This is a genomic window from Acinetobacter lwoffii (assembly GCF_024129735.1).
Taxonomy (GTDB): Bacteria; Pseudomonadota; Gammaproteobacteria; order Pseudomonadales; family Moraxellaceae; genus Acinetobacter; species Acinetobacter lwoffii_H.
The window spans coordinates 1-10,781 of sequence record NZ_JAMXXK010000074.1 but is presented as its reverse complement, the minus strand read 5'-3'; the positions used below and the strand labels follow the sequence as shown (position 1 = coordinate 10,781).

At 42.1% G+C, this 10,781-nt stretch carries 10 protein-coding genes; 3 read left to right on the top strand and 7 right to left on the bottom strand.

Annotated features, from left to right (window positions below; translation table 11 throughout):
- The 5 genes from NI469_RS14830 to NI469_RS14810 all read right to left on the bottom strand — a co-directional run.
- A partial coding sequence (locus NI469_RS14830; RefSeq protein WP_072292276.1) for a GTP-binding protein occupies positions 1-90 on the bottom strand: 90 nt, incomplete at its 3' end.
- A gap of 92 nt (positions 91-182) precedes the next feature.
- Entirely contained in the window at positions 183-2,318 is a 2,136-nt protein-coding gene (fusA, locus tag NI469_RS14825) for an elongation factor G (RefSeq protein WP_005251123.1), read from the bottom strand.
- Between the two features lie 128 nt (positions 2,319-2,446).
- Entirely contained in the window at positions 2,447-2,917 is a 471-nt protein-coding gene (rpsG, locus tag NI469_RS14820; RefSeq protein ID WP_004279240.1) for a 30S ribosomal protein S7, read from the bottom strand.
- Positions 2,918-3,097: 180 nt separating this feature from the next.
- Positions 3,098-3,472, bottom strand: coding sequence for a 30S ribosomal protein S12 (gene rpsL / locus NI469_RS14815; protein WP_002050319.1), 375 nt, complete (start codon positions 3,470-3,472; stop codon positions 3,098-3,100).
- 156 nt (positions 3,473-3,628) lie between these two features.
- Entirely contained in the window at positions 3,629-5,113 is a 1,485-nt protein-coding gene (locus NI469_RS14810; protein WP_253175616.1) for an EcsC family protein, read from the bottom strand.
- A gap of 272 nt (positions 5,114-5,385) precedes the next feature.
- On the opposite strand from NI469_RS14810, the gene NI469_RS14805 reads away from it, so the two are divergent.
- The 3 genes from NI469_RS14805 (at position 5,386) to NI469_RS14795 (ending at position 8,565) form a co-directional block, all read left to right on the top strand.
- Entirely contained in the window at positions 5,386-6,615 is a 1,230-nt protein-coding gene (locus NI469_RS14805) for a beta-ketoacyl synthase N-terminal-like domain-containing protein (protein ID WP_153567170.1), read from the top strand.
- A gap of 23 nt (positions 6,616-6,638) precedes the next feature.
- Entirely contained in the window at positions 6,639-7,091 is a 453-nt protein-coding gene (locus NI469_RS14800) for a CopD family protein (protein ID WP_004279237.1), read from the top strand.
- Positions 7,092-7,440: 349 nt separating this feature from the next.
- On the top strand, positions 7,441-8,565 hold the full coding sequence (locus NI469_RS14795) for a hypothetical protein (protein ID WP_100357335.1): 1,125 nt from the start codon (positions 7,441-7,443) through the stop codon (positions 8,563-8,565).
- Between the two features lie 113 nt (positions 8,566-8,678).
- Here NI469_RS14795 and NI469_RS14790 read toward each other — a convergent pair whose 3' ends face one another.
- Together NI469_RS14790 and NI469_RS14785 are read right to left on the bottom strand one after the other, a co-directional pair.
- Entirely contained in the window at positions 8,679-10,106 is a 1,428-nt protein-coding gene (locus NI469_RS14790; RefSeq protein ID WP_253175615.1) for an amino acid permease, read from the bottom strand.
- Between the two features lie 169 nt (positions 10,107-10,275).
- Positions 10,276-10,641 carry a RidA family protein gene (locus NI469_RS14785; RefSeq protein ID WP_253147324.1) on the bottom strand — a complete coding sequence of 122 codons (366 nt, stop codon included), beginning with the start codon at positions 10,639-10,641 and terminating at the stop codon, positions 10,276-10,278.
- Between the last annotated feature and the right edge of the window lie 140 nt (positions 10,642-10,781).

Here is a 10,781-nt window from a genome sequence, read left to right as displayed (position 1 = left end):
AGCTGTTAAAGTTGTTTTACCATGGTCAACGTGACCAATTGTGCCCACGTTAACGTGTGGCTTATTACGTTCAAACTTAGCCTTAGCCATGAGATCTTCCTTTTTAAACTACTCATGCAGGATCACTGCATGAGCACTTGGGTTTAACTATGAATTAGTTTGGGCTTATAGTAATCGAAAGATTACTCGTCGTCACCTTTTTTACCGCCAGATTGGAACTTAGAAATGATGCCTTCAGCCACGTTACGTGGAGTTTCAGCATATTTAGCAAATTCCATAGAGTAAGTCGCACGACCTTGAGACATAGAACGCATATGAGTTGCGTAACCAAACATCTCAGCCAATGGAACTTCAGCACGAATGGCTTTAGTACCACCAGGAAGATCGTCCATACCCTGAACCATACCACGACGACGGTTTAAGTCACCCATGATATCGCCCATGTAGTCTTCTGGAGTTTCTACTTCAACTTTCATGATCGGTTCAAGAAGGATAGGATCCGCTTTCATGAAACCATCACGGAAGGCATAAGAACCCGCCATTTTGAACGACAATTCATCAGAGTCGACGTCATGGTAAGAACCATCAAACAATGTCGCTTTAATGCCAACTACTGGGTAGCCAGCCAAAACGCCATTCTTCATACGTTCTTGAATACCTTTGTCAACCGCGCCGAAGAATTCTTTAGGTACAACACCACCTACAACTTCTTCAACGAATTCGTAATCTTTTTCAGATTCAGGATCCATCGGTTCTAAACGTACGTATACGTGACCGAATTTACCTTTACCACCTGTTTGACGTACGAATTTACCTTCTTGCTCAACAGACTTTTTGATCGTTTCACGGTAAGAAACCATTGGCTTACCAATGTTCGCTTCAACACCGAATTCACGCTTCATACGGTCAACAATGATGTCAAGGTGAAGCTCACCCATACCAGCAATAATCGTTTGACCAGATTCTTCGTCTGTACGAACGCGGAATGATGGATCTTCTTTCGCCAAGCGACCTAAAGCAACTGACATTTTTTCTTGGTCAGCTTTAGTTTTAGGCTCAACTGCAAGTGCAATTACTGGCTCTGGGAATTCCATACGCTCTAGTGTAATGATGTGGTTTTCATCACATAATGTATCACCAGTAGTCGTGTCTTTAAGACCTACACATGCCGCGATGTCGCCCGCACGAATTTCTTCGATGTCATGACGATCGTTTGCGTGCATCTGTACGATACGGCCAACACGCTCACGCTTCATTTTTACTGGGTTATAACACGGGCTACCCGCTTTAAGAACACCAGAATAAACACGTACGAACGTTAAGTTACCAACGAATTTGTCGTTCATGATTTTGAATGCTAACGCAGCAAACGGTGCTTCGTCAGACGCTTCACGAGAACCTTCAGACTCAGCTTTGTCATCAAGGATACCCTTGATCGCTTCAACGTCAGTCGGTGCTGGCAAGAATTCAATTACTGCGTCCAACATACGTTGAACACCTTTGTTCTTGAATGCTGAACCACAAAGCATTGGTTGGATTTCGTTCGCTAATGTACGCTTACGGATACCGCCAACGATTTCTTCTTTAGTCAGCTCTTCGCCTTCTAGGTACTTGTCCATGAGTTCTTCTGATGCTTCTGCAGCAGCTTCAACCATGTTAGTACGCCATTCTTGAGCTAGCTCAAGCAATTCAGCAGGGATTTCGCCATATTCGAACTTCATACCTTGAGATGCTTCATCCCAGATAATCGCTTTCATTTCGATTAGGTCAACAACACCCTGGAAGTTTTCTTCTGCACCAATTGGAACAACGATTGGCACTGGATTACCGCCAAGACGTGTTTTAACTTGTTCAACTGCACGGAAGAAGTTCGCGCCAGTACGGTCCATTTTGTTAACGAACGCAATACGTGGAACTTTATATTTATTTGCTTGACGCCATACAGTTTCTGACTGCGGCTGAACACCACCTACAGCACAGTAAACCATGCACGCACCGTCAAGAACACGCATAGAACGCTCAACTTCGATCGTGAAGTCAACGTGTCCCGGGGTGTCAATTACATTAATACGGTGTTGTTCGAACTGGTTACCCATACCTTTCCAGAAGCATGTTACAGCTGCTGAAGTAATAGTAATACCGCGTTCTTGCTCTTGTTCCATCCAGTCCGTAGTTGCCGAACCTTCGTGAGTTTCACCAAGCTTATGGCTCTCACCTGTGTAGAACAAAATACGTTCAGAAGTGGTTGTCTTACCTGCGTCGATGTGCGCAGAAATACCAATGTTACGGTAACGAGAAATTGGGGTTTGACGTGCCATGATTTCTAGCATTCCTAAATTTTGTTGTTTAAAACAGGACGCTTTAAGCTGCATAGCAACTTAAAGCGCTTTGGTGACAAAACCATGACGGTCTTGTCACCCTCCTGAATAGGGCCTGTTTTATCTGCTTAGAAACGGTAGTGAGAGAAGGCTTTGTTGGCTTCAGCCATACGGTGCACATCTTCACGTTTCTTAACCGCAGCGCCTTTGCCTTCAGATGCATCAAGCAACTCGCCAGCAAGACGTAAAGCCATAGTTTTTTCAGAACGCTTAGCAGCAGCATCTACTAACCAACGCATCGCTAGAGCAGTACGACGGGATGGGCGTACTTCCATAGGAACTTGGTATGTAGCACCACCAACACGGCGTGCTTTTACTTCGACCATAGGACGAACTTTTTCAAGAGTAGTCTCGAAAAATTCAACTGGGTCTACTTTAGATTTTTCTTGAACGCGGTCTAAAGCACCGTAAACGATACTTTCAGCAATAGATTTTTTACCATCTTGCATTACGTGGTTCATGAATTTAGCGATTGTTTGGCTGCTGAACTTAGGATCCGGAAGGATTTCACGAGCAGCGACTACGCGACGTCTTGGCATTTTAAACTACCTATAAAGATGACACTTCAGGTTTATCCAGCATGAGTACAAAGTGTCATGTACTACTCGCTGGCCTTACTATACGTCGCTTGGAATTTTCACAAAATTAATGCAGAAATCAGACAAGCGAGACGATAAAGGATTGCGGTTCTACGTTCTTAAAATTTAATTCTTAACGAATTATTTCTTAGGACGTTTAGTACCGTATTTAGAACGAGACTGGTTACGATCTTTAACACCAGCACAGTCTAAAGAACCACGAACGGTATGGTAACGTACACCTGGTAAGTCTTTAACACGACCACCACGGATAAGAACAACACTGTGCTCTTGTAGGTTATGGCCTTCACCACCGATGTAGCTAGAAACTTCGAAACCTGAAGTTAAGCGAACACGGCAAACTTTACGCATTGCTGAGTTAGGTTTTTTAGGTGTAGTTGTGTAAACACGTGTACAAACACCACGGCGCTGTGGACAAGCCTTCAACGCAGGAACTTTAGATTTTTCAACTAAAGTCGTACGACCCTTGCGGATCAACTGATTTGTTGTTGCCATTTGGCAATTCTCCCGTTAATAAAAAGCCCCAAAAAACTACTACTTTTTGAGGGCATGCAATTGTAATTCAAGATGCAAAATTGGTCAACCTACTCAAGCCAAGCAAATACCGTTTCTCACGACATTTGCTTGCTTTTATTTACCTTCAAAATTCGCTTATTTTTTTGAATTTTTACTGACTTTTTTAGTCACATCTTGAGCTTCAGATTCAGTTTTCGAATTTTCTTGATCGTCTGCACCCTGCTGTGAAGTCTCTGTAGCAGCTTCTGCCTCGTCAGCAGCTTCTGGATGCAGTTCAGCTTCGATTTCCGGGTCAAATGAAGTTTTGGTTAAAGCCGGTTGTTGCGACTGCTTGTCTGCCGCGGGTTCAACCAACTCATCGTTGAGCGCCTCCAGCCCTTCACTCACTTTTTCATCTTTCTTCACTTCTGCTTCTTCAGAGCTTAGATCATTCTGCTCTTTTTTGACCAGCTTGACTTGGGTAATCGTGTTATTGCCTTCAATCGCAATATCTTTATCCATGATCAGATTATCTTTCGCAGGCTCAACTTCGTGAGAGGCACCATTTAAGAGTTTCGGAGTTGCCTGTTGCAACAAACTAACTGCTTTTTCATAAGCAGCATAAGGAGACAATTGCGAATCCTGATGCTGAATCAGGTATTGGCGTGCATGCGAGAATGCTTCCTGAGCTTTCTGATTTACATCCTCGACAAAACGATGGCTATATACAGCGCCAATACCTGCACTCGCCAGAGGCGTCAGTTTGGTTAATCGCTCCAAAATCGAAATTTTTGGCAGATGATTTATCCATTCCCATTTAGCCTCTCCCTCATGACGACTTAACCATTGCTTGATAGCGCTCATATCATTATCAGAACCTAACATAGCTTGTAGCTGGGAGATATCATGAGTTTTAAGCGTATTACTTAAAGCTTTTAAACCCAATAACAAGGTCTGTTTTTCCGCAATCAGGCTCAGGTCAATCTGTCTAAAGATATGCTGGACGATTTCCTGATCATCTTCTTTGCTCAGGTCAAAACCATAAGAGCGACCGACTTGATAAATGGTACGCAACGCCATCAGTAAAGAAGCGGGAATATCAATCGCGGTGCCAAGCATTCCTGAAGCACCACTCACTGCACCCTGCACCGTTGCAATCCATTTGTTTTGTTCACCCAAAGCCTGTGAAATTCGCTTGGATCGATCGACGTCCTGAGTCAATTCCTCTAAATCTTTCGCTCCCGCTTCATTCAGAATGGCATCCACCGAACTGGTTTGATTACTGAATTGATTCAGACGATCATAAAAATAGTTAGACACTTTTTCGGTTAAGTCTGGAGAAACAAAATGCGCGACATTATTCACGGTATTAAAACGGCGTCCGAGAAGTTGACGAGACACATTTGGAAGATGCTCGCGAAGCATTTGCTGAGGATTATCATATTTTTTAGCTGAAAAAGCGCTTTTCATCTTCGCCGAACCGTCAATCACCTGATCGGAGCTGGAAGGCTTCAGCGCTTTAGTCACCGAATCCGGCGCAACATGATTCAATAAATCCAATCCAGTTGAACTGAACTTTTTCGCCACTCCAAAGGCATTCGAAATCAGACCATTAGATTGTTTATTATTAGCATTTACCATTTTTTACCTCAGCATTCATGTGCTTGTATTTGGTATAAATACTAGGTGTAGTCAGCGTTTATCTCAACTTTATTCTGTTTCATTTAGTAAAACCCCTACACGCCGACTCACAAACTCAACCGACTGTCACACGGCATAACATTTGCCATAAGATTTCAAAAGTCTTTCTGCTATCATGTTCCCCATCATGAAATAAGGCTAGGCGCTGGATTGGGCGATTTTAAAACCCAGATATCTGCGCTGAGCATAGAGCAAACTATAAGGATCTGTAGATGAAACGTGTTGTCATCACTGGCATGGGTATTAACTCTTGTATTGGTAATACATTAGAGGATGTAAACCATTCTTTACAAAACGGGATTTCAGGAACACGTTTTAATCCGACTTATGCTGAACTCAATTTCAAAAGTCATGTCAGTGCTGCAGCCGAGCAGGATTTTGATGGGATCGACCGCAAACTGAAACGCTTTATGGGTGTATGTGCCATGTATGCATATAACTCAGCTCTTGCTGCGGTTGAACATGCAGGTTTAAAGGTTGAAGACCTAGCTGGCAACCCACGCTATGGTATCGCGGGTGGTTCAGGTGGCGGTTCAACTGCTTCCGTTATTGAAATGAACGAATTATTGCAAACCAAAGGTGCGCGTAAAGTCGGTCCTTTCTTTGTACCACGTAATATGACCAACACCATTACGGCTAACGTTGGCGTTGCATTCAAATTACAAGGCGTGTCACATACCATTACCAGTGCATGTGCAACCTCTGCCGATGCGATTGGTTATGCTTACAACCTGATTCAACTCGGTAAACAAGATTTAATGCTGGCAGGTGGCGGTGAAGAAGATCACTGGTCACAAAGCTTGTTGTTTGATGCGATGGGCGCACTTTGCTCTAAATACAATGACAGCCCTGAAACAGCATCACGCCCTTATTCTGCAGACCGTGATGGTTTCGTGATTGCCGGTGGTGGCGGTTTTGTGATCCTTGAGTCTTTGGAACATGCGCAAGCGCGTGGTGCAAATATCTTAGCTGAAGTGGTTGGTTATGCTGCAAACAGTGATGGTGCTGATATGGTTGCACCATCTGGTGAAGGTGCAACACGTTGCGTACTGATGGCTTTAGAAGAAGCCAAACAACACGGTGTCGATAAAATTGACTATGTAAATACACATGGTACTTCTACTCCAGCGGGTGACATCACAGAACTTAAAGCAATGGAACGTGCTTTCGGTGAAGGTCAGGTTCCTCCATTAAGCTCAACCAAGTCAATGACGGGTCACAGTCTGGGTGCTGCTGGTGTTCAGGAAGCGATTTATTCGGTTCTGATGATGCAAAATGACTTTATTGCTCCAAACATCAACGTGACCGAGCTAGATGAAGGCGCGAAACCGTTTGATATCGTGCTTGAAAAACGTGACGCAAAATTGAATACTGTGATGAGTAACAGTTTCGGTTTCGGCGGCGTAAATGCTTGTCTCATTTTCAAAAAATGGGAAGGCTAAGCTGCCCAATTTAGGGTGACTTGATGGATGCTCCTTCTGATGCTTTCTTGTGGGTAAAAGCATTACATATTATTGCAGTGGTTTGCTGGTTCGCGGCTTTGTTCTACTTGCCACGGCTGTATGTTTACCATGCCATGAGCGAAGATGCCGTCAGTCATCAACGCTTTGAAGTCATGGAACGCAAGCTGTACCGTGGCATCATGTGGCCAGCCATGTTGGCTACCTTGATTACGGCGCACTTTCTGGTGGATTGGGGTGATGCAACGCGTCACTATCATGAAGCCTTATGGTTTTACCTTAAAGTCGGCCTGGTCGGCTTATTGGTGATTTACCATCTGGTTTGTGGTTATTACCGCAAGAAGCTGATTGATAATGCACATTACAAGTCACACAAGTTTTGGCGTTATTTTAATGAGATGCCAACCCTGATCTTATTTGCAGTGGTGATTTTAGTCGTAGTTAAACCTACTTTCTAATTCACCCACGCAATCAAAAAAATCCCCGATCAGTCGGGGATTTTTTATGTCTGAATATTTAAATCTGCACACAGCTGTCCATTTTAAGATTCAATTCAGAAAGTTTGTGTCTTGGAAATGACTGCACTATACATAACTCTTCCTCTTTTTGAGAAAATTACCTGTATTTTGAAAACTTGATTACTTTATTTTTATTCAATTTTTAATATAATATCTTAAAAATCAAAATACTATAAAAATGAAATCAGACTCATGTACACAATAAAAAAAGAGTAATCTGGATATTTCTGAACGGATTCTTTCCTTTAGCTAACACAAAAACAAGATCATGAAAAATAAAAGGTCAATTATGCAGAACTTTCCATCCGCAGAAATTAAAACAGCCTCAACACCTGAAGCTCAAAAATTATATTCAGATGCTGTGAAAAACTTTAAAAAATTGCATGGCCCAAAGCTTAAGCTTCATCAAAAAATAAAAGCTCGCTTTCATTGGATTTTTGCTATTGGCGCGATTTATCTTGTATGGAATTCTAATAATCCACAACTAACTATTTCTGTACTTTTTCTTGGGCTGTTTACATTAAATGAAATAGAGGGTTTGTATCTATGGCTATATGCTCGAAAAACACGAAAACAATATTCCGACCAATACCTCAAGACATTTGGCAAGATCACCAAAGTTTCAAAATATGATCCCAAATTAAAGCAGCTTAATATTGAACTTAAATTTTATGATTTAAAAAATGAAACCCATAAAAAGACTTTTAATATTCGCTATCCCGATTTCTTAATTTTACAACCCATAGAAGTTAAACCTGAACAACTTGTAGGTCAATCAGTTGAAGTGTGCCTTACACCTGATTTAGCTCTTATTTTACAAATACGTGCTTATCATCCCAACCCTGACGAATTGCCAATTTTCACCCATAATTTCCACAAACACCCACTGTGGCAACGGCATGAAAATTATCTACTGCACCCAAGTTATTTTTATCCAGAATCCATGTTATCGATTCATTTTATCCGCAATGAATACGCTGGAAATTTTCAGCTTGTCTTTCAAGATTTGAATCAGGATTTTAGTGTTAGCACAGCATCACCAAGTTTAGAGCAGATCGAAAATTATATTTTTGCCTCATATTCGGATTTTTTTATGAAGCATGATGCCTTACAGCCCGCTTATAGTGAATACCGACAACTTAAGTTTAGCAATGAGCCAATAAAAATCGAATTGTGGAAAAATCAGACTAAACCAATGTCAAATCAGGAAATTCAAGTCGTTGTAAAACAAAAAAAGAAACGTGTATTGGTATGGATAATCCCGTGTTTGCTCATCATCCTTTTATCATCTTTGTTTGTTTCGCCAGTAGCAAGGGTTGCATTATTTATTCTATGTATTTATACCTGTTTAATTTATTTCGAATATACATCCAATCAAAGTAAATTTTATCAGCGCTGTGTTCCTCAACTTTAATTATCTGAATGATGATTTGGCTTTTTTAGAAAATAGAGGAAGGATGATTCACAAATTATTCTGCTTACAATAAAAAAATCCCCGATCAGTCGGGGATTTTTTTATCTAAATATTTAAGGATTACCACGCTGACGCATACGCGGCTTATACAGCAAACGATAGGTCACTGCCAGAATAATCAACCATAAAGGACTGATCATCAGAGCTTTTAGAGTATCAGGTTCCAAGCTTAGAATAATCAAGGCGAACAACAAGAATGCTAATACCACATAAGACATCCATACCCCACCCGGCATTTTAAAGGTCGAAGCCACATGTTTTTGCGGTTGCTGCTTACGGTAACGGATGTAGCACACCATGATGATGCTCCAGATACTAATAAACAGGATCACACACAGCGAACTTGCCAGAGTAAAAGCTTCCATGGTGTTTGGTACAAAATACTGAAATGCTGCCCCCAACATAATAAAAGCACAGGAGAAAAATAACCCTGTGGCTGGTACTGCCCGACTAGATAACCGCGCCAAAGCTTGAGGCGCCTGTCCATCACGTGCCAGACCAAACAACATACGGCTGGTCGAGAATACGCCACTATTCATAGAGGACATCACTGATGACAATACCACCAGGTTCATGATAATCGCTGAAGTTGGAATACCGGCATACAGAAACAAACTCACAAATGGACTTTGATCCGCAGGAATCAGATGCCATGGCGTGACCGACATGATCATCAGCAATGACAATACATAGAACAGAATGATCCGCGTAGGAATGGCGTTGACCGCTTTGGGTAAATTCTTTTCCGGATCTTTGGTTTCTGCCGCCATGGTGCCGAGCAGTTCCACCCCGACAAAGGCAAACATGGCAATCTGGAAACCTGCCAGAAAACCGGTAAAGCCTTTGGGAAATAATCCACCATGTGCCCAGACATTACTAAAGCTGGCGACAGCGCCACTCGGTGCCTGAAAACCGCTAAACACCATATAACCACCGACAAAGATCAAACCGAGAATGGCTAAAATCTTGATTAGCGCAAACCAGAATTCAATCTCACCAAACAGTTTTACCGTGACCAGATTAATCGCAAGAATAAACAGCACACAGCCAACACTAATCATCGCCTGCCCCATCGGGGTAAAAGCCATGCCTTCGGGCAGCCAGAAACTCAGATAGTTAATAATCGCCGCGAGATCAGCAATCCCTACCAGCACCCAACCCAGCCAGTACGACCAGCCAATATAATAGCCAGCACCTGGCCCGATCAAGTCATGGGCCATATCAATAAAGGATTTGTAATGCAGATTGGATAGCAGCATTTCACCCAACGCACGCATCAGGAAGAAGAACATGCCACCAATAATTATATAAATGATCAAAATCGAAGGGCCTGCCAGGGAGATGGTTTTTCCCGATCCCATAAACAGACCGGTACCGATACAGCCACCAATGGCGATTAACTGCAAATGTCGGTTAGAGAGTTTTCGTTGCAACTCATGCGGCGACGATTTTACGTCTTCTGTGCCCGGGGTGGTTTTCATTTTTACATCCTTTTTAATCTTTACAACAGCATCAAGCTGAATTTACAACGTTCAGTCCTCGAACGCTTATTATGACATTTTCATACTTTTTACTGCGCTGTTCAGTGAGATTTACTGCACTAAAACCAGTTGAATTATTACAGGGGAGATTTCAATATCAGAAATTCAATTAAGCTTGAGCTGCAATGACTGCAATTTCAATCAGCCAGTCCGGATTGACCAAATCTGCCTGAATCGTAGCACGTGCCGGCGTGCCATGGCCTTGTAGCCACTCCACCCAAAGCTGATTCACAGTTTGAAAATCATCCAGATGCTTGACAAATAATTGTGCCGAAAGCAGCTGGCTTTTATCGGTATTTGCCAATACGAGCAATTCCTCAATTTTCGCAAAGACTTCCAGTGTTTGGCCGCGTACATCCAGATCCGTGCTATTTGGCACCTGACCTGATAGATAGACGGTTTGATGATGAATCGTCACCGCACTCATGATGTGATTACTGTTGAGTCGCTGGATACTTGTATTTGCTTGTGCCATTGCAATCTTCCTTGTTTGGGATATTTAAATAAGACTTAAATTAAAAATTTGGTGGTGTTTCAAAAAGTATGCTGACATTAAATGAAGCCATTATTGATGTAAAAAAAGGTTAAGTCGAAAGCTTTAAAATGGTTTTCAAT

What these genes read in the sequence shown, in the direction of transcription:
- fusA (WP_005251123.1), bottom strand. Translation starts at nt 2,318, where the DNA reads ATGGCACGTCAAACCCCAATTTCTCGTTACCGTAACATTGGTATTTCT.
- rpsG (WP_004279240.1), bottom strand. Translation starts at nt 2,917, where the DNA reads ATGCCAAGACGTCGCGTAGTCGCTGCTCGTGAAATCCTTCCGGATCCT.
- rpsL (WP_002050319.1), bottom strand. Translation starts at nt 3,472, where the DNA reads ATGGCAACAACAAATCAGTTGATCCGCAAGGGTCGTACGACTTTAGTT.
- NI469_RS14810 (WP_253175616.1), bottom strand. Translation starts at nt 5,113, where the DNA reads ATGGTAAATGCTAATAATAAACAATCTAATGGTCTGATTTCGAATGCC.
- NI469_RS14805 (WP_153567170.1), top strand. Translation starts at nt 5,386, where the DNA reads ATGAAACGTGTTGTCATCACTGGCATGGGTATTAACTCTTGTATTGGT.
- NI469_RS14800 (WP_004279237.1), top strand. Translation starts at nt 6,639, where the DNA reads ATGGATGCTCCTTCTGATGCTTTCTTGTGGGTAAAAGCATTACATATT.
- NI469_RS14795 (WP_100357335.1), top strand. Translation starts at nt 7,441, where the DNA reads ATGCAGAACTTTCCATCCGCAGAAATTAAAACAGCCTCAACACCTGAA.
- NI469_RS14790 (WP_253175615.1), bottom strand. Translation starts at nt 10,106, where the DNA reads ATGAAAACCACCCCGGGCACAGAAGACGTAAAATCGTCGCCGCATGAG.
- NI469_RS14785 (WP_253147324.1), bottom strand. Translation starts at nt 10,641, where the DNA reads ATGGCACAAGCAAATACAAGTATCCAGCGACTCAACAGTAATCACATC.